13 protein-coding genes and 2 pseudogenes are annotated in these 18640 nt (G+C 62.3%); 7 read left to right on the forward strand and 8 right to left on the reverse strand.

The window, feature by feature from the left end:
• Positions 1 to 75 precede the first annotated feature (75 nt).
• Entirely contained in the window at positions 76 to 2376 is a 2301-nt protein-coding gene (locus tag PSH87_RS13560; protein ID WP_305434128.1) for a TonB-dependent receptor, read from the forward strand.
• A 79-nt stretch (positions 2377 to 2455) separates the two neighbouring features.
• On the opposite strand, the gene PSH87_RS13565 is transcribed toward PSH87_RS13560, so the two are convergent.
• The 4 genes from PSH87_RS13565 to PSH87_RS13580 all read right to left on the reverse strand — a co-directional run bounded on the left by PSH87_RS13565 (position 2456) and on the right by PSH87_RS13580 (position 9261).
• Positions 2456 to 3325 carry an oxaloacetate decarboxylase gene (locus PSH87_RS13565; RefSeq protein ID WP_305434129.1) on the reverse strand — a complete coding sequence of 290 codons (870 nt, stop codon included), beginning with the start codon at positions 3323 to 3325 and terminating at the stop codon, positions 2456 to 2458.
• Positions 3326 to 3440: 115 nt separating this feature from the next.
• Complete coding sequence (locus PSH87_RS13570; RefSeq protein ID WP_305434131.1) at positions 3441 to 6491, reverse strand: efflux RND transporter permease subunit; 3051 nt, start codon at positions 6489 to 6491, stop codon at positions 3441 to 3443.
• Positions 6492 to 6500: 9 nt separating this feature from the next.
• Entirely contained in the window at positions 6501 to 7679 is a 1179-nt protein-coding gene (locus PSH87_RS13575) for an efflux RND transporter periplasmic adaptor subunit (protein ID WP_305434133.1), read from the reverse strand.
• Between the two features lie 16 nt (positions 7680 to 7695).
• The gene (locus tag PSH87_RS13580; protein WP_305434135.1) at positions 7696 to 9261 is read right to left on the reverse strand and encodes an efflux transporter outer membrane subunit; all 1566 of its coding nucleotides are present in this window, start codon (positions 9259 to 9261) and stop codon (positions 7696 to 7698) included.
• A 254-nt stretch (positions 9262 to 9515) separates the two neighbouring features.
• Between PSH87_RS13580 and PSH87_RS13585 the strand changes: the two genes are divergently transcribed.
• The 5 genes and pseudogenes from PSH87_RS13585 to PSH87_RS13605 all read left to right on the forward strand — a co-directional run bounded on the left by PSH87_RS13585 (position 9516) and on the right by PSH87_RS13605 (position 13666).
• On the forward strand, positions 9516 to 10472 hold the full coding sequence (locus tag PSH87_RS13585) for an ABC transporter substrate-binding protein (RefSeq protein ID WP_305434137.1): 957 nt from the start codon (positions 9516 to 9518) through the stop codon (positions 10470 to 10472).
• 23 nt (positions 10473 to 10495) lie between these two features.
• Positions 10496 to 11812, forward strand: a complete 1317-nt coding sequence (locus PSH87_RS13590) for an LLM class flavin-dependent oxidoreductase (protein ID WP_305434138.1) — start codon at positions 10496 to 10498, stop codon at positions 11810 to 11812.
• Positions 11813 to 11862: 50 nt separating this feature from the next.
• Positions 11863 to 12472 (forward strand): annotated as a pseudogene (locus PSH87_RS13595) (dTMP kinase).
• Between the two features lie 66 nt (positions 12473 to 12538).
• Positions 12539 to 12979: a bifunctional diaminohydroxyphosphoribosylaminopyrimidine deaminase/5-amino-6-(5-phosphoribosylamino)uracil reductase RibD gene (locus PSH87_RS13600; protein WP_305434308.1), complete on the forward strand. Its 441-nt coding sequence runs from the start codon at positions 12539 to 12541 to the stop codon at positions 12977 to 12979.
• Between the two features lie 195 nt (positions 12980 to 13174).
• Entirely contained in the window at positions 13175 to 13666 is a 492-nt protein-coding gene (locus tag PSH87_RS13605; protein ID WP_305434140.1) for a DUF4019 domain-containing protein, read from the forward strand.
• Between the two features lie 77 nt (positions 13667 to 13743).
• On the opposite strand, the gene PSH87_RS28845 is transcribed toward PSH87_RS13605, so the two are convergent.
• Together PSH87_RS28845 and PSH87_RS28850 are read right to left on the reverse strand one after the other, a co-directional pair.
• Entirely contained in the window at positions 13744 to 14607 is an 864-nt protein-coding gene (locus tag PSH87_RS28845) for a methyl-accepting chemotaxis protein (protein ID WP_370695322.1), read from the reverse strand.
• A 42-nt stretch (positions 14608 to 14649) separates the two neighbouring features.
• Positions 14650 to 15357 (reverse strand): annotated as a pseudogene (locus PSH87_RS28850) (MCP four helix bundle domain-containing protein); the annotation flags it as partial.
• 140 nt (positions 15358 to 15497) lie between these two features.
• Between PSH87_RS28850 and PSH87_RS13615 the strand changes: the two are divergent.
• Positions 15498 to 16706, forward strand: a complete 1209-nt coding sequence (locus PSH87_RS13615; RefSeq protein WP_305434142.1) for a multidrug effflux MFS transporter — start codon at positions 15498 to 15500, stop codon at positions 16704 to 16706.
• A 90-nt stretch (positions 16707 to 16796) separates the two neighbouring features.
• Here the strand turns inward: PSH87_RS13615 and xerC are convergent, their stop codons facing one another.
• Both xerC and PSH87_RS13625 read right to left on the reverse strand, forming a co-directional pair.
• A complete protein-coding gene (gene xerC / locus PSH87_RS13620; RefSeq protein WP_017738148.1) occupies positions 16797 to 17711 on the reverse strand; it encodes a tyrosine recombinase XerC in 915 nt (304 codons plus the stop codon).
• 108 nt (positions 17712 to 17819) lie between these two features.
• Positions 17820 to 18620: a M949_RS01915 family surface polysaccharide biosynthesis protein gene (locus tag PSH87_RS13625; protein ID WP_305434145.1), complete on the reverse strand. Its 801-nt coding sequence runs from the start codon at positions 18618 to 18620 to the stop codon at positions 17820 to 17822.
• Positions 18621 to 18640 lie beyond the last annotated feature (20 nt).

An 18640-nucleotide genomic window follows, 5' to 3' on the forward strand; every position in this document is an offset into this window, starting at 1 on the left:
GACCCCGCAACGATCACGCTCACGCAGGCCACGCGCAGCGAAGTATCGACTCATCCCAGACTTAAGGAACCACCGATGATTCTGCTTTATTCGCGCCCTTTGAGCGTGGCTGCACTGGGCGTTTGCGCGCTGATCCAAGGCCTGCCGGCAGCGGCCGAGACGTTACCCGAGCCCGCCGACACCGTGCTGCAAGCGGTGACGGTGGAGTCGCGCCGGCGCAGCGAAGACGCCCAGCACGTACCCGTGGCCATGAGCGTGCTCGGCGCACAAACCCTGGAGGAGCAACGCCTGTATCGCTTGCAGGACCTGCAGCAGGCGATGCCCAGCGTCAACGTGGCGTTTATGCATGCGCGCCAATCCAGCCTGTCGATTCGCGGGTTGGGCAACAACCCGGCCAGCGATGGCCTGGAGGGCAGCGCCGGGATCTACCTCGACAATGTGTACCTGGGACGGCCGGGCATGGCGGTGTTCGACCTGCTGGATGTCGAGCAGATCGAGCTGCTGCGCGGGCCCCAAGGCACCTTGTTTGGCAAGAACACCACGGCGGGCGTGCTGAACATCACCACGCGGCGCCCCACGTTTACCCCGCAGGGCAGCCTCGCCACGTCACTGGGCGATGACGGTTACGTACAGACCCAGGCGAGTCTTTCCGGTCCGCTCAATGACACCTTGGCCGGGCGGATCGCGCTGTATCGCACCCATGAAAACGGCTACGTCGAGAACCAATACAACGGCAACACCCTCGGCGGCGGGCAACGCCAGGGTTTTCGCACGCAGTTGCTGTTCCAGCCCAACGAAGATTTCAACCTGCGCTGGGTCGCCGACTACCACGAAGAAGACTCCAGCGCCGGCACCCGTTCGCTGTTCAGCACCGGGCCAACGATCAACGGCGTCAACCGCTACGAGCAGCGCGCCGCCGCCGTCGGCGCGACCCTGGTAAGCGGGCGGCGGGTCAACCTGGATGCGGACCAGAGCGTCAAGGTGTTCCAGGGCGGTACCTCGCTGGAAGCCAACTGGACCTTGCCCAGCGACTACACGCTGACTTCCATCAGCGCCTATCGCTGGTGGGATTTCACCCCGCGCAACGATGACGAACTGGACGTCGATGTCATGCACAACGTCGGTCAATCCGCGCGGGACCAGCAGTACTCCCAGGAACTGCGCCTGGCCTCGCCGGTGGGCGAACACTTTGACTATGTGCTGGGCGCGTATTACTTCCGCCAGGAGATGCGCAACACGGTGTTTACCGACTACGGCCCGCTGGCCGACACCTGGAACGGTACCGCCCAAGGCGCGCTGAACAATGTCAGCAGCGTGGGGCATGGCACGGTGGATACGGATAGCGTTGCCACGTTCGCCCAAGGCACCTGGCATTTGACGCCCAGCCTGGATTTCAGCCTTGGCGTGCGCGGCACTTATGAACGCAAACTGGCGCAGGTCACGCGCAACGCGCCGCTGGGCGGTGCTGCGGTCACGGGCGCAGCGGCGGGTGCCAGGGCCGGGCGGCTCGGCACGTATGACTCCGGGGACTTGAGCTTGTACAGCTTCGGCCCGTCGGCGCTGGCCAGCCTCGCCTGGCAGGTGGACGAGAACGTGCTGGCGTACGCGTCGTTGTCCCACGGCGAGAAGTCCGGCGGGGTCAACCTCAGTGTCGCCAGTGCGCCGGTGGCCGGGGCCGACTCGCTGTTGATCGGCAGCGAACGTGCCAACGATGCCGAACTGGGGGTCAAGACCACCTTGTTCGACCAGCGCCTGCTGCTCAACGCCAACCTGTTCTGGACCGTGGTCCACGGCTACCAGACCAACGCCTACGATGACGCCAACCTCACCAGTTACTTGACCAACGCGGGCACCGTTCGCAGCCGTGGCCTGGAAATGGACAGCAGTTGGCGGCCGCTGCGGGGCCTGACGGTCAACGTGAACGGTTCATGGAATGACGTGCGCTACCTGTCTTACGAGGACGCGCCATGCCCGGCCGAAGTCGCCTTGCGCCCAGGAGCACCCGCCGCCTGTGATTTGAGCGGGCACGCGGTGGTCGGGGCGTCGAAATGGATCTACAACACCAGTGCCAGTTATCAATGGCAGTTGAATAACGGCTTGCAGCCCTATGTGAACGGCAACTATGCGTGGCGCTCCCACGCGGTGGGTACGGTGGACGATTCGCGCGAAGCCCAATTGCCGGGTTACGGGTTGGTCAACCTGTCTACCGGGGTGCGGGGGAATTGGGGGGATGGGCAATGGGACGTGTCGCTATGGCTGAAAAATGCCTTCGACAAGACCTACTACACCACGCTGTGGAACTCGCCAAACGGAGCGTATACCGGGGTGCTGGGCACTCCGCGGACACTGGGTGCAACGGCGCGTTATGACTTTTAAGAAGGGGTGACGCGTGCCAACGGTGGCGGTGAGCCCAAGGCAGTAGGAGGGCATTCACCGCTTACCTGGCAGGTAAGGACTACTCTTTTACATCCATGAACTCTTTCGCCCACGCCACGTAGTTCTCGGGCAACGTGTAGGTGTGCGTCAGTTCGGTCGCGCTGAGGTTGGAAGTGCTGTGGGTCAGCTGGCGCTGGGCGCGCAGGCTGTCGTAGGTGGCTTTGATCGCCGCGAAGTAAGCGCCATGACCGGCCACCACCACACGTACGCCAAGGCTGGCCAGGCGGGCCGCGTCGTTCAGCTTTGGATTGCCGTAGGTCACCAGCATCAACGGCACGGTGAGGTGTTCGGCGATCCGCTCCAGGTGTTCGAAGTCGCTGACACCCACCATGCAGATACCATCCGCACCGGCTTTTTGATAGGCCAGGGTGCGCTCGATCACGGCTTCGGTGGGCAATACGCCGGCGTTGGTGCGGGCGATGATCGACAGCTCGGGGTCAACACGGGCTTCCAGGGCGGCGCGCACCTTGCCGATGCCTTCTTCGATGGAAATCAGGTCGGTGGATTTGCGCCCGAATTGCGCCGGCAGCAGGGTGTCTTCAATGGTCAACGCGGCCACGCCGGCACGCTCAAGTTCTTCGACGGTACGCATCACGTTGAGGGCGTTGCCATAGCCGTGGTCGGCGTCGGCAATGAACGGCAGTTGGGCGACGCGGCCGATGCGGGTGGCCTGCTCGACGAATTCACTCAGGGTGATCAGGGCAAAGTCGGGGGCTGCCAGGACTTGCAGGGAGGCGACGGAGCCGCCAAGGATGCCGACTTCGAAACCCAGGTCGGCGGCGATGCGGGCCGACATCGGGTCGAAGACAGAAGCGGTTTCAACGCACGCAGGCGTTGCCAGCAGTTCACGGAAATTACGGCGCAGGGCTGTGTGGGACTTTTTCGGCATGATCTTTCCTGGTGGGGCCATTGACTGCATACGATCAATGCCTATGGGTGGACGTGTGAGATTACCATGTAGGAAAAGGTAGGATTATGACGTTTAAGAATGGCCCATGCGCAATTCACATAGGGTGCTGCACCGTTTCAGCAGCGTGTGAGTGAGTGGCGCCAATAAACATATACATCGCCGGCACCATAAACAGCGTGAGCAAGGTGCCAATCGACAGCCCGCTGAAGATCACCAGGCCCATGTCATGCCGCCCGGCAGCCCCGGCCCCCGAGGCCCAGACCAGCGGCGCCACGCCCAGCACCATCGCGGCGGTGGTCATCAGGATCGGGCGCAAGCGCACCGCCGCCGCTTCTTCAATCGCCTCACGTTTGCTGCGGCCGGCCCGTTGCAGTTCGTTGGCGAATTGCACGATCAAGATGCCGTGCTTGGTAATCAAGCCCAGCAGCGTCACCAGGCCGACCTGGGTGTACACGTTGATCGAGGCGAAGCCCATGGTGATGAACGCCAGCGCGCCAAACAGGGCGGGTGGCACGGAAAAGAGGATCACCACCGGGTCGCGAAAGCTCTCGAACTGGAAGGCCAGCGCCAGGTAGACGATCAGGATCGAAAACAGCAACAGGCCGACAAAACCACCGGATTCCTGGATGAACTGCCGGGATTCACCGGCGAAATCCGAGGTGTAGCCCGACGGCGCGATGCTGTTGAGGATCGCGTTCAGCTTGCCCAGCAGTTCGCCTTGGGCGACGCCACTCACGCCGGCCAGGGTCGCCGAGTTGAGTTGCTGGAAGTGGTTGATCGACTCCGGCTGCGTCGAGGTTTCGATATGCGCCACGGTGCGCGCCGGGATCATTGCGCCGGCCGGTGTGCGGATGTAGTAGTCGAGAATCTGCTCCGGGTTGAGGCGGTCCACCTGCAATACCTGAGGAATCACTTTGTACGAGCGCCCGGCGGTGGAGAAGTAGTTCACGTAGTTGCCGCCCAAGGCGGCGGACAGCGCGGCGCCGACGTCGGCCTGGGTCATGCCGAGGGCGGCGATTTTTTCCCGGTCGACCACCAGCCGCGCCTGTGGCTTGTCCAGTTTCAGGTCCATGTCGGCAAACCAGAACAGCTGTTGTTTCTGCGCCTCGGCCATCACCGCCTGGGCGACTTCGTTGAGGTTTTCCACGGAGTCGGTGGTGGTGATCACGAACTGCACCGGCAAACCCTGGGCGCCCGGCAGTGACGGCAACGGGAACGCCGCGATGGTTGCGCCCGGCACCTGGTTCCATTTTTGCTGCAAGTCCAGGATCAGCTCGGCCTGGGAGCGTGTACGGTCGCCCCAGGATTTGAGCAGCACGCCGCCGAGGCCCTGGTTGAGCGCTGGCAGGCCAGTGAGCTGGAACATTTGCGCGTATTCAGCCTCTTTGTTGGCGATCTGGAAGGCTTGGTCGGCAATGCGTTCCATCTGCTGGGGCGAGGCGGTCGGCGGGCCTTTGATCTGCATGAACACCAGGCCCTGGTCCTCGGTGGGCGACAGTTCGCTCTTGGCCGTCATGCCGCTGGCGGCCACCAGCAGGAACAGGACAAAGCCAAAGGTCACCAGCACCGGCCAGATATCCAGGCCGCCAGACAAGATGCGGTGATAGCGCCCGCGCAGCCAGTCAAAATAACCGTCGAGGCGCCGGGCGAAGCGGCCTTCCTCCTGGCCGGGCTTGAACAGGCGCGAGGTCATCATCGGCGACAGGGTCAGCGCCACCACGGCGGAAACGGTCACCGCGCCGGCCAGGGAGAAACAGAACTCCTTGAACAGCGCCCCGGTCAGGCCACTGCGCAGGCCGATGGGCACGTAGGCGGCCACCAGCACCACGGTCATCGCCAGGATCGGCCCGCCCAACTCCCGCGCCGCCACCAGCGCGGCCTCCAATACGCCTTTGCCTTCCTCCTTGATATGCCGGTCGACGTTTTCCACCACGATAATCGCGTCATCCACCACCAGCCCGATCGCCAGCACCAGGGCGAGCAGGGTCAGCAGGTTGATGGAGTAACCCAGCAGGTACATCACAAAGAACGTCCCGACCAGCGACAGCGGGATCGCCACCAGCGGCACAATCACTGCGCGGAAGGAGCCGAGGAACAGGTAGATCACCACCGAGACAATCACCATGGCTTCGGCCAGGGTTTTCACCACCTCGACAATCGAGGTGTTGATGAAGGCCGTGGAGTCATACACGATCTCGCCGCGCACGCCCGCAGGCAGTTGCGCTTGCAGCTCGGGGAAGGCCTCGCGCACGCTGTCGGCGACGGTCAGGATGTTCGCGCTGGGCGCCACCTTGATACCGATGAACACCGAACGCTTGCCGGAAAATGCCACGCTGCTGTCGTAGCTTTCGGCGCCAAGGGTGACGTTGGCCACGTCCTCCAGGTGCACCAGGGCGTCGCCTTTTTGCTTGATCACCAGCTGCTTGAATTCGTCCACCGTGTGCAAGTCGGTGCCGGCGGTGAGGTCCACCGTGACCGTTTGCCCACGGGTGGAACCCACGGCGGACAGGTAGTTGTTGTTGGCCAGGGCGGTGGCCACATCCTGCGCGGTGACGTTGTGCGCCGCCAGCTTGTCCGGGTCCAGCCAGGCGCGCAGGGCGAATTGGCGCCCGCCGAGGATCTCGGCGGTTTGCACGCCCTGCACCGAGTCCAGCTTGGGCTTGACCACGCGCACCAGGTAATCGGTGATGTTGTTGGTGGGCAGCGTGTCGCTGTAGAAGCCCAGGTACATGGCGTCGGTGGTTTGTCCGACGGCCACGGTGAGCACCGGTTCCTGGGCCTGCGCCGGCAACTGGTTCTTCACCGAGTTGACCTGGGTGTTGATCTCGGTGAGCGCCTTGCTGGCGTCGTAGTTCAGGCGCAGGGTCGCGGTGATGGTGGACACGCCGGTGATGCTGGAAGACGACAGGTAGTCGATGCCCTGGGCCTGGGCGATCGCCGACTCCAGCGGCTGGGTGATGAAGCCGGCGACGGTGGACGCGTCGGCGCCGTAGTAGGCGGTGGTGATGGTGACCACGGTGTTTTCGGTGCGCGGCCATTGGTTGACCGGCAATTCAAAGATCGAGCGCAGCCCCAGGATCAGGATGAACAGCGAGACCACCACGGCCCAGACCGGCCGATGAATAAAGGTGTCGGTAAATTTCATGGCGCACCCTTAGTGTTCTTGGGGAGTCGGGGCGGGGTCGTTCAAGGGCGCGGCGCTGTTGTCGATCTTCACCGGCGAGCCATTTTTCAGCTTCATCTGGCCGCTGGTGATCAACAGGTCGCCTTCCTTCACCCCGGACACAATCGCCACTTGATCGCCACGGGTCGGGCCGGTCTTGATAAAGGTCTGTTGCGCCGTGAGCACTTCTTCGCCCTTGTCGTTCTTGCTCGCCGTGGCGATAAACACGGTGGTGCCGTAAGGGTTGTAGGTCACCGAGGTCTGCGGCACGGTGAGGTAGCGCTGCGGGCTGCCGGCGTTGACCACGGCGCGGGCAAACATGCCCGGCACCAGGCTTTGCTTGGGGTTGGCGACGGTGGCTTCGACCGTGACGTTGCGCGTGGTCGCATCGAACTGGGTGTCGAGGGTCGTGATGCGCCCGGTGAAGGTCTGATTGGACAGGCCGTCCGCCGTCACCGCGACGGTTTGCCCGATGGCGATGGCTTCCAGTTGGGTCTGCGGCACGGTGAAGTCGATGTAGATGGGATCGAAGGTTTGCAGCGTGGCGATCTTGTCGCCGGGGTTGAGGTACTGGCCGGGGTTGACGCCTGTAATGCCGATGCGCCCGGCAAATGGGGCGCGGATGGACTTTTTCTCCACCAGCGCGCGTTGTTGTTCGGCGGCGGCGAGCTTGGCCTTCAGGTCGGCAGTGTCGCTGTCCACCAGCGCCTGGGACACCGCGTTGACCGCCAGTTGCGCCTTGTCCCGCTTGAGCACGATGGCGGCCAGGTCGGCGGTGGCTTCCAGCGCGTGCAACTGGGCGATGTCGGAGTCGGCGTTCAATTGTACGAGCAGCGCCTGGGCCGCCACTTCCTGCCCGGGCTTGAAACCCATTGTGCGCACGATGCCGCCGACTTCGGTGGTCACGTCCACGCCGCGCACGGCCTTGATCGAGCCCACGGCGGTGACGCTGGGCTGCCAGTCTTCCAACGGCACGTGCAGGGCGGTGACCACGGCGGCGGGCATGGGCTGTTTGGATTGGGCGATCAGCGCAGAGATCTGCACGAATTTCACCCCGGCAATGATCGCGACAATCACCAGTACCACCACGACCATGATCAGCATGGGCCGCCACAGCCGCCGCTTGCGCGGGGCCGGGGGCAGGGGAGAGGCAGTCTGGACGTCGGCCATGGGGGTTCTCGCTGTATCAAGGAGTCGGTTCAGTCGCCGCCGTGTGGGCCGGCCGGAGTTCTTGCCAGGTGGGCAAGCCGAAGCGGTCCGGGCGGCCTGCGGTGGCGGGGTCTACGTCGCTGCGGTTCCACCAGCCGCCGCCCAGGGCCTGGAACAGCGCCGTGGTGTCGCTGTACCGCGCCGCCTGCGCGCGCACCCGCGCCAGCACGGTGTTCTGGTAGGTCTGCTGGGCCGTGAGCAGGTTGATATAGGCCACGGCGCCGAGCTTGAACTGGGCTTGCACCAGGTCCAGGTTGGCTTGCGCCGAGCGCTCGGCCACCACCTGTTGGTTGAGCGCATCGGCATCGGCTTGCAGGGCGCGCAGGGCGTTGGCCACATCCTGGAACGCGATAAGCACGGTGCCGCGATAGCGCGCGGCCGACTCGTCATAGGCGGCCACGGCAGCGCGCTTGCGGTGTTCCAGCGCGCCGGCATCGAAGATCGGTTGGGCAATCGCCCCGGCCAGGCTCCACACGCCGGTGCCGGCCGAAAACAGCTGAGTCCCGCTGGCCACCGTGGAACCCAGCGACCCGGTAATGCTGAACTGCGGCAGCTGGTTGGCCACGGCCACGCCGATATAGGCACTGGCCTGATGCAACTGCGCCTGCGCCGATTGCACATCGGGGCGCTGGCCGACGAGGGCCGAGGGCAGGCTGACCGGCAATTCCTGCGGCAAGTGCAGGGACGCGAGGTTGAACGCCTCGCCACGGTCCTGGTTGGGAAACCGGCCCAGGTAGGCCATCAGCTGGTTGCGGGTTTGCGCCAACTGCTTTTGCAGCGGCGGCAAGGTCGCGCGGGTTTGCGCCAGGCTGGTTTGCTGGGTGAGCACGTCGGTATTGCCGATGGCGCCGAGCTGGCGCTGGGCCTGCAACAGGTCGAGCTGGCCGCTTTGCAGGCGGATGATTTCTTCGGTGGCGGCGACCTGATCGCGCACGGAGGCCAGGTTGATCGCGGTGTTGACCACGTTGGCGGTCAAGGTCAGGTAGGTCGCTTCCAGCTGGAAGCGTTCGTACTCGGCCTGCGCCGTGCTGGACTCGATTTGCCGGCGGGTGCCGCCGAACACATCCGGGGCGTAGGACACGCTCAATGACGCCGAATTGATCGTGAGGATCGGTGACGACGGGCTGCCGGTCTGCACCCCGGAGAGTTTCTCGCGGGTTTTCGACGCGTTGGCGCTGACGGAGGGAAACAGCGACGCCTGATCGGCGTAGACCAGCTCGTTGGCTTGTCGTAACGCGGCTTGGGCGGCGCTGACATCCGGGTTGGCGCGCAAGGCTTCTTCGACCAACGCATTGAGTGCGGGTGAGCGGAACAGCGTCCACCATTGCCCGGGGATATCCAGGCCGGCGACCAGCCGTTGTGCCGCGCCGCCGGCGTCGATGTCGGCGTGCGCGGTGCTGGTCAGGTTTTCTTTTGTATAGCCCGCGCCTGCGGGTACGTCGGGGCGCTGGAAGTCAGGGCCGACGGTGCAGGCGGCGAGGGCGAGGCACAACAGGCTCAAGGGGGCCAGGCGAGAGGCTTGTCGAGGGAGGCCGATCTGCATCAGGCGGGCTCGCTGAAAAGGACACGGGAAAACCGGGTTCAAATCAGTGTAGGTGGTGCCGGGCACTGCGCAATGTGCCGCGGGGTGCGCTGATGATGAAAATGCATTAGGCGCATTATTATAGAATTACGTTATGCATTATGGGTATTTTACACGCCGCGATTCTGGCCTCATCGTAGCCCACCTTGTGAATACTGCCGAGACCGCGCGCGCGGATCGACCTGACCTGCCCGAGAAGGCATCTGGAGATTGATGTGCGTTACCTGACAACACTGGCGGCGGCCCTGGCTGGCGCGTTGCTGAGCCTGACGGCCCAGGCGCAGACCCTGACCGTCGGCGACCAGAGCTACAACGCCCAGGCCGTCATGGAGGCCGCGGGGGTGCTGGATAACCTGCCCTATACCCTGGAGTGGAAACAATTTACCGCCGGTTCGCCGGTGGCCGAGGCGCTGAACGCCAACAGCCTGGATATCGGCTTGCTCGGCGATGCGCCGGTGCTGTTCCTCGGGGCTTTGGGCGCGCCGATCAAGGTGATTGCCGTCACTCGGCAGAATCTCGAGGGGGTGGCGATCCTGGTGAAAAAGGAGTCATCGATCCATAGCCTCGCGGACCTGGCCGGCAAGCGCGCGGCGATCTGGAAAGGCTCCTGGAGCCAACAACTGCTGCTGACCGCACTCGACAAGGCTGGGGTTGCTCGGGATTCGCTGGAGTTCCGTTACCTCAGTGCGTTGGATGCCTCCCATGCGCTGGAAGGCGGCTCGGTGGACGTCATCGCCACCTGGGAACCCTACGTCACCCAGCAGGAGCGCCAAGGCGCGCGGGTGCTGGCAACGGCTGACGGCTTGATCCCGGCCCAGAGCTACATCGCCGCCAATGCCAAAGCGGTGGACACCAAACGCGCGCAGATCAGCGATTTCCTGCAACGCCTGAAAAAAGCCCGCGACTGGACACGCCTGAACCCGGCCAACGCCGACGCGTATGCGGATGCCTGGGCCAAACGCACCCGCGCCGACGCCGACATCGCCCGCGCCTGGTTTGCCCGCGCGCGCACGACCGTAGAACCGGTCACCGCCCAGTCGCCGGTGGACGCGCAAAAGACCGTGGACTTTTTCGCCAGTGAAGGCCTGGTCAAGTCCTACGCCGCCGCCAGCCTGTTCGACGCCTCCTTTGCCGGCGCCTTACAGCCCGCCGTCGCCAAAACCCAGCCCTGAACGCCGCAAGGAACACCCCACACATGAGCAAACGACAGCTGAAACTCGGCGCCCTGACCATGGGCTGCGGCGGCCCGGGCCGGCACAACCTGTGGCTTGACCCGCAATTGCCGGCCGATGCCAGCGTCAACGTCGACTGGTACATCGACATCGCCCGCCAGGCCGAGGCGGCACTGTTTGACCTGATGTTTATCGTCGACAGCCAGTTCATCACCCCGGGCTCGCCATCTCATTATTTGAATCGCCTGGAACCGCTGACGCTGCTGTCCGCGCTGGCGGTGAGCACGCGGCATTTGGGCCTGGTGGGTACCCTGACGACGTCCTACAACTCACCGTACAACGTCGCACGGCGACTGGCCTCCCTCGACCTCATCAGCAAAGGCCGCGCCGGCTGGAACGTCGTCACCAGCGGCGATGCCGGCACAGCGGGCAACTACAGCCGTGACGAGCACTACGACTACGACACACGCTACGGCCGCGCGGCCGAACACGTGCAAGTGGTGCAAGGACTGTGGAACTCCTACGAAGACGATGCCTTTGTGCGTGACCGCGCCACCGGCCAATTCTTCGACCCGAGCAAACTGCACAGCCTGGATCACAAAGGCGAGCATTTCTCGGTGGTCGGCCCGCTGAACATCCAGCGTTCGCCCCAGGGCCAGCCGGTGATCTTCCAGGCCGGCGACTCCGAGCAAGGCCGCGACCTCGGCGCCGCCACGGCGGACGTCATCTTCACTCACGCCGCGAGCATCGAACAGGGCCAGGCGTTTTACCGGGATATAAAGGGCAGGGCGGTGCAACACGGCCGCGAGCCATCACAGTTACTGGTGATGCCCGGCGCCGAAATCTATGTGGGGGACAGCGACGCCCACGCGCGGGAAATCGAGCAGCATTACCATCAGGTCGACCATAGTTTTGAACTGGCACTGAAGGAATTCGGGCGCAATTTTGGCTGGCATGATTTCAGCCAATACGATTTGGATGCGCCGTTTCCCCAGGAGAGTTTGGAGGCCGCGCGCAGCAGCTTCTTCACCGCCGCTAAGCGGATTGCCGATCAGGCGCGGGAGAAAGGCTTCACCTTGCGCCAAGCAGTGGAGTTTGGCCGACAACTGCGCCCGGGCGCGTTCGTGGGCTCGGCGGAGACCGTCGCGCAGAAAATCGCCGATTGGTTCGAGGCGCGGGCGGTGGATGGGTTCAACATCTATATAGGGCATCCGGAGCAGTTCAGCCGGTTCACGCAGGAAGTCATTCCGTTGCTGCAAGCGCGTGGGGTGTATCGCACGGCGTATGAAGGCACGACCTTGCGCGAAAGCCTGGGGTTGGCAATTCCACGGTTCGGCTAGGCAGAAATCGGGGTAGAGTGGGCGCCAATTTTCCACTTGTTGTTTGCCGCATGAATCGTCCGCTGTTTGTTGCGCTTGATGGGCCCAAGGGGACCGGGAAAACCACGTTGCTGGAGGCGGTTACGCGAGAACTGCGGGCCCAGGGCAAGAAGGTTATCCGCCTGTGTGAGAAAAAGAGTGATCCCTTCAGGGGGGAAACCATGGCGCTGGTGAACAAGCTCGCCAGAGATCCGAGCCGGGCGTTGGAATGGGCGGTGTGTGAGCGACTGGCGGAGAGTCGGGCTTGGATCTCCGAGAATGTGCTGGTCAAGCAGCCGGCTGACAGCATTATCTTGATTGATCGTTGGTACCCGTCGGATGCGGCGTTTCGCAGGTTGGTGCCGTTTGCGCAGATTTTGCAGTTGAATCTGGAACGAGGGGTGCGGGTGCCGGATTTGCATGTGGGGGGTGGTGACGGAGCCTGAGTTGTCATGGGCACGGGCGGCAGCGCGTCGGCGTGGGTTGGGGAGCACGGTGATTAACACGGTGGATGAACAGGTGGCTTGTACTGAAGCGTTTGAGGGGGCGGTTTTGGAGCAGGGGTGGGTTTTGTGTAGGAATGAAGGAACAATTGGTGAGGCAACGATGGCTGTGGTTTCGCAGATTGATAACGTCCTTTGATACTCATCACACATTAAGGATAAACATCAATCGAATATGCCTAGTCTTACCTCTGATACCGATTTCATGCGGCTTGCTCTTGCCCAAGGGCGCTTAGCCTTACCAGATTGCCTTCCAAACCCACCAGTAGGTTGCGTGCTGGTAAGGGACAACGTGGTGATAAGCCAAGGCTATACACAGGCGCCTGGGCTCCAACACGCGGAAGCGATGGCGTTAAGCCGATTCACGGATTGCCGCTCCGGGGTGACTGCATTTGTCACGCTTGAGCCATGCTCTTTTCATGGCCGAACGCCGTCATGCGCTTTGGCATTGATAAACAGCGGGGTCGAGAAAGTGTTTGTTGGAGTGCTTGATCCCGATCCGAGAAATTCGGGAACGGGGATAAGGATGCTACAAGATGCAGGCATTACAGTCGTTGTCGGCTTACTGTCGGACCAAGCAGCTGAAGACTTGACTGATTTTTTGGTAAGTCATTGCGGAGGATCGTCGGATCGCAACGATCAGTAAATCTTTAAGTGACACCTATGATATGATCCTTGATTTAACATAATATACATTATGCGTAACACCATATACACCCATCAGGGTCGTGGCAGGCCAGATTTCAAATCTCGCAGAGCCTATTTTCCCTCTACCAATGGCAACCCCCGCAATCCTCATCTTTACTCGCTTCACGGACGCCATCACCTCATGAGGCTTTGCATGAAGCAACTCGCCGCTGTGCTTTTATCTTCGTTGCTGTTGTCGGCTTGTGATGTCAGCTTCAACAAGAACCCACCCAAGGTCATTGAGTCCGAACCGGCCACCGAACAACAACAGCGCGATGTGTTCAACGCTACGGTCGAGTTTTTACGCCTGCTCGATTCAGGCAGTGTCGATCAGACTTGGCCGGTTGCCAGTCCGCTGCTTAAAGCGACGACGTCCGAGACGGTCTGGACTAGCGGGATCAAGGCCATGCGCGTTGGGCTCGGTACGTTTGTGGAGCGTGATTCCGCGCAGATCGGTTTCACGAGCCAGATGCCAGATGCTCCGGCTGGCAGTTATGCGGTGGTTGAGTGTGTCACCACGTTCAGCAGCGGGCCCGCAACGGAAAAAGTGGTGCTTCGCGAGGATGACGGCCAATGGCGTGTGGCCGGTTATTCCGTCAACAAACGCCTGTTCAGCCTCGGTGACAGGGACAAGAAAGCGCCCTGACCTGCCTGCTCTGATATTCAATATAATTATAACTAAACTAAATAGTCATTTAGTTTAGTTATATGTTAAGCCCCAACCTACAAACGAAACCGATCCACCGACTGCGAAAGCTCCCCCGCCAACGACGACAACTCGTCCGTGGTCGACGCCGTCGCTGCAATCACCCGGCTGTTACTCTCCGACATGCCCGCAATCATCTCCACCTGGTGCGCAATCTCATTGCTGGCCAGGCTCTGCTCGCCAATCGTGCGGGAGATGTCGTTCACCAATTCCGTGGTGTTCAACGTGGCTTGCAGGATCTCGCGGATCGCCCGTTCGACTTCGGCGGTCACGGCCATGCCTTTGTCCACTTGAGCCACGCCCTCCTCCATGCTGGTCACCGCTTCCCGGGTGTTTTGCTGGATGCGCCCGACCATGCTGGCGATTTCCTGGGTTGATGCGCTGGTGCGCCCGGCCAGGCTGCGGACCTCGTCGGCGACCACGGCGAAACCGCGCCCTTGTTCACCGGCGCGGGCGGCCTCGATTGCGGCGTTCAGGGCCAGTAGATTGGTTTGGTCGGCGATGCCTTTGATCACCTGGATGATGCTGAAGATCGCCTCCGACTCCTTGTCCAGCGTGCGGATAACCTGGGCCGACTGCTGCGCCGAGCGGGCGATGCCATCCATGTCACTGACGACCTGGTGGATCACCCGGCCACCGTCCTTGGCCAGGGTTTCAGCCTGATTGGCCATCGCCAGTGCGCGGCCGGCATGGCGGGTGATTTCTTCGATGCTGGCGGTCATTTCGCTGGCCGCTGCGGCCATGGTGCTCGCGGCCGCGCTTTGTTGCTGGCTGCTGCCGGCCACTTCATGGCAGCCATGGCTCAGTTGCTCGCTCTTGCCATTGACGCCATGGGCGTTGCTGCGCACCACTTCGATCATGCCGCGCAAGTCGCGCTGCATGGTGGCGAGGCTGCGGATCAGCGCACTGGCTTCGTCCTTGCGCGCGGGCTCGACAATCGGTTCGCTCAAATTGCCACGGGCGATGCTGGCGGCAATGCGACTGGCTGTCTGCAACGGGCCCATGATGCTCAGGATGACCCAGCGGCCTTGCGCCAGCAGCAACAACAGGCTGGCGATCAATACCGCGCCCAAGGTGAAGTTGGCGTTCGCAATGGTCTGCCGTGTGCCCGCGCTGGTCTGCTGGGTGTTGCGTTCGATCAGTTCGCTGAGGCTCGCCATTTGATCTTCAAGCTGGCTGAAGGCGCTGTTAAAGGTCGTCAATTGTTCGCGGGCGGCCTCGGGATCATTCAGGGCCAGGGCAACAATGCGCTCGCCAGTGCTGATGTAGGTCTCGAGGCTGGGTTTGATTTTTTCCAGGTTTGTCTTGAGCGTATCGTCGAGCGGCAACTTGAGGTTGTCCGCCAAAACCTCGCGAAAGTGCTCGGCGTGTTCCTGCAAGGCGCTGTTGACTTCAGCTGTTGTGCTGGTGCTTTTGCCCAGCCCGACCAACATGGCCGACAACACATCGGCACGCAGGGCGTCGTGCATCATGTCGGCTTCCATGTGGTTGCGCAGTACGGTCATGCTCACTTCGTTGTCTTGCACGGCGTGGCCCATCCGCGTGTTTCCCACGTAACTGGCCAGGCTCATGATCAGCGCCGTGACCAACCCGGTGGCAATCAATAGCATCAAGCGAAGTTTGATCGTCATGCTGGTATCCCCATGCCTGGCTGCCAGTTGGGCTGCGCCTGTACCGTTATCGGCAGCAACTGTCTGTTATTGAAGCCCAAGTTTGCGGATGTGCACGAATCCCTTAAGCTGACCGCCCCTTGCTCCACGCGGAACTGCCCATGTCTCGAAGCATCGCCCACCTCGCCCTGTTACTGGGCTTGATCACGGCTGTCGGCCCCTTCGCCATCGACATCTACCTGCCTGCCCTGCCCACCCTCGGCGCCAGCCTGCACGCCTCGCCGGCAGCGGTGCAGATGAGCCTGACGGTGTTCTTCATGATCATTGGCGTGTGCCAGCTGTTCTACGGGCCGATCAGTGATGTGTTCGGGCGCAAGCCACCCATTTATGCCGGGCTGGTGATCTTTGCGATAGGCAGCGTGGGCTGCGCGTTGGCGCCGACCATCGAAGTGCTGATCGGCTTTCGCGCCGTACAAGCGTTTGGCGCCTGTGCCGGGATGGTGATTCCCCGGGCGATTGTGCGCGACCTGTACACCGGCCACGAAGCCGCGCGTCTGATGGCGTTGCTGATGCTGGTGATGAGTGTGTCGCCGATTCTGGCGCCATTGGCCGGCAGCCTGGTGATTTCGATCTGGAGCTGGCGCGAAGTGTTTGCCGTACTCGCCGTGGTGGCCGTGGCGTGCCTGGTGATGACCGTCGTGCAACTGCCCGAAACCCATCCGGCCGAGCGGCGCCTGGGGAAAAACCTGGGCAATGCGTTTGGCAGCTACGGCGCGCTGCTGCGTGATCCGGTGTTTACCGGCCTGGCGGTGGTCAGCGGCTTCGGGCTGGCCACGTTCTTTGTGTTTATCGGTAGCGCGCCGTTTGTGTACATCGAATATTTCGGCCTGACGCCCACGCAATTCAGCCTGTGCTTTGCCCTGAACGCGGCATCGTTCTTTGCCATGAGCCAACTGACTGCACGCCTCAGCGCGCGCTTTGGGTTGGCACCGTTGATTCGCGGGTCGGTGATTGCGGTGACGGTGTTCCTGGCCGCACTGGCAATCACCACCGCGTGGATCGATAGCCTGGGCCTGATGATGACGCTGCTGTTTATAGGTTTCGGGTTCCTCGGCCTATTGCTGCCAGCGGCCGGGGTGTTGTCCCTGGAGGATCATGGCGCGGTGGCGGGTTCGGCGTCGGCGTTGCTGGGGGCGATCCAGATGATCGTGGCGGCGGTGTCGATGACGGTCGTCGGTGTGTTCGCTGACCATACGCCGGCGCCGATGTTGATTGGCATCGCGCTGTGTGCGGTAGCGGCGATGCTCACCACGCTGTGGACGTTGCGTCGTTTGCCGGCGCATCTGGCGAGTGTGCCGCCCTCCTCCTGATCATGCACAAATCCCTGAGGGAGTGGGCTTGTGTGGGAGCTGGCTCCCACATTTAGTTCTTCATTCCTTCAGCAGAGCTGCGGTGCTCACCTACAAATCAAACCGATCCACCGCCCGCCGCCGCTCATTGTCCTCGCGCACGTCATAGCTCGCCGTGGTCTGGATATTGGTGTGGTGCGCCAGTTTCTGCGCAATCGACAGGTCATGTTCTTCAATCACCCGCGTGATAAACGAGCGGCGGAAGTCATGGGGCATGATCTTCACCCCCACCTGTTCACCGCGCTGGCGGGCGATGTAGTAGATCGCATGCTTGGTAATGCGCTCGCGGGTGATGTGGCTGCCACGGCGAATGCGGTTGAACAGGAAGCTGTCGTCCTGCTCGCCTTCCTTGAGGTGTTCGCGGCGAAAATCCAGCCAGGCCTGTAACTTGGCAAAGGCCCAGGCCGGGGCGTATTTGATCAACTCTTTATTGCCTTTGCCGATCACCCGCAAGCTGCGTTCTTCGAAGTTGATCTGCGCCAGGTCGAGGTTGACCGACTCCGATTTGCGCATGCCCGAGCCGTACAGGATGCCGATCACCGCGGCATCGCGCAGGCCCTGGGGGCGTGGGTCGGCGGCGCAGACGTCCATCATTTCGCGGATCAAGGTGCGACGCAGGTTGCGGCCCTGGCTCAGGCGTGTGCCCGGCGCGGCCTTGACCGTGCGCATGCGCAGCAGGTGTTCCTGGCTGATCAGGCTGAGGCGCCAGGCTTCATTCATCACCCCGCGCACGGCGTTGACATACAGCGATGAGGTGTTCGGCGCATAGCCGTCCTCGCGCAGGGCGGCGACCAGGGCGATCACGTGTTCGGGCTGGAGCAGGTGCCAGTCGATTTCTTCGAGGTTGATGTCCTCGAAGCCCAGGCGGTCGGCAGCATCCTGCAGTACGTAGCGCATGGTCAACTGGCTGGAGGGCGCCAGGCGAGTGAGGTAGAGGGTCAGCGGGTTGCGGATGGACTCGGTCAAAATAGATCAGCCTTTGGATTAAATATCTCGAACAAGCCTTTGTTTAATCGAGATATTTAGTGAATTGGCGAAGGCCGAGTCTAACGCAGGAATGGCGTGGGCACAAAATCAGGGTGCCGTGTCATCGTCCTCCACCGGGTCTTGCGGTTGGGTCTGGGTCTGACTCCATTCGGTGTCCTGCTTCTGCATCAGGGCGAACCAGTGCTGGCGCATAAAGGTCAGGTACGCCTCCGGCGCCTTGGCGAAGTCTTTCTCTTCGCTGTAGCAACCCGGCAACGGCAATTCGGTGCCCTGCTCCTTGTACTGGCTGACCAGCGCCTGTTGCGCAGCAACGCTGCAATCCTTGGGCAGCGGCATGCCACGCAGGGCGCCCGCGTCTTCGTCCCACCAGCTGGCGCCATAACGGTCGACGCCGCGCAGGCGGTATTTCTGTGACTTGCCCACGTGCATGATCAGCTTGAATTCATTGGGGCTCACGTCACTGGTGCAGGTGCGCGAATAGCCCACGGTGGCCTGGGTGATGCCATCGCCGGACAGGTCGGTGACCTTGGTCGCGGCCCGGTCAAAGCGCAGCGAGGCGTCAAACTCGCAATGCTGCACGTCGTCGTAGAGCATCCACACGCGCTTGGGACGGTTGCCATCGATCAGGTATTGGGCCGCATAGACAAACGCGGACTGGGTGCCATCGTCATCGCGCTCGCTGACCTGTTCGGCGAGCACCAGCAGGTTTTTGCCCTGGTGGTCGTCCCAGGTATAAGCGGCGATCTGCTTGCCGCGCACTTCCACGCCGTCCGGCACCTGGTCGATGCTGGTGAGCGCTATTCCATCATCGGCCCGCACCGCTGTGACACACGCCACGGTCATCATCAACCCCATCAACACTGGCCGTAAAAGCTGCACGCTATTCATCCGATTACCCTGGCAAGAGG

Origin of the sequence: Pseudomonas sp. FP453 (assembly GCF_030687495.1) — a bacterium.
Classification (GTDB): Bacteria; Pseudomonadota; Gammaproteobacteria; order Pseudomonadales; family Pseudomonadaceae; genus Aquipseudomonas.

Coding starts and splice junctions, on each gene's coding strand:
- PSH87_RS13560 (WP_305434128.1), top strand. CDS start 76: ATGATTCTGCTTTATTCGCGCCCTTTGAGCGTGGCTGCACTGGGCGTT.
- PSH87_RS13565 (WP_305434129.1), bottom strand. CDS start 3,325: ATGCCGAAAAAGTCCCACACAGCCCTGCGCCGTAATTTCCGTGAACTG.
- PSH87_RS13570 (WP_305434131.1), bottom strand. CDS start 6,491: ATGAAATTTACCGACACCTTTATTCATCGGCCGGTCTGGGCCGTGGTG.
- PSH87_RS13575 (WP_305434133.1), bottom strand. CDS start 7,679: ATGGCCGACGTCCAGACTGCCTCTCCCCTGCCCCCGGCCCCGCGCAAG.
- PSH87_RS13580 (WP_305434135.1), bottom strand. CDS start 9,261: ATGCAGATCGGCCTCCCTCGACAAGCCTCTCGCCTGGCCCCCTTGAGC.
- PSH87_RS13590 (WP_305434138.1), top strand. CDS start 10,496: ATGAGCAAACGACAGCTGAAACTCGGCGCCCTGACCATGGGCTGCGGC.
- PSH87_RS13600 (WP_305434308.1), top strand. CDS start 12,539: ATGCGGCTTGCTCTTGCCCAAGGGCGCTTAGCCTTACCAGATTGCCTT.
- PSH87_RS13605 (WP_305434140.1), top strand. CDS start 13,175: ATGAAGCAACTCGCCGCTGTGCTTTTATCTTCGTTGCTGTTGTCGGCT.
- PSH87_RS28845 (WP_370695322.1), bottom strand. CDS start 14,607: ATGCAGCGCGACTTGCGCGGCATGATCGAAGTGGTGCGCAGCAACGCC.
- PSH87_RS13615 (WP_305434142.1), top strand. CDS start 15,498: ATGTCTCGAAGCATCGCCCACCTCGCCCTGTTACTGGGCTTGATCACG.
- PSH87_RS13625 (WP_305434145.1), bottom strand. CDS start 18,620: ATGAATAGCGTGCAGCTTTTACGGCCAGTGTTGATGGGGTTGATGATG.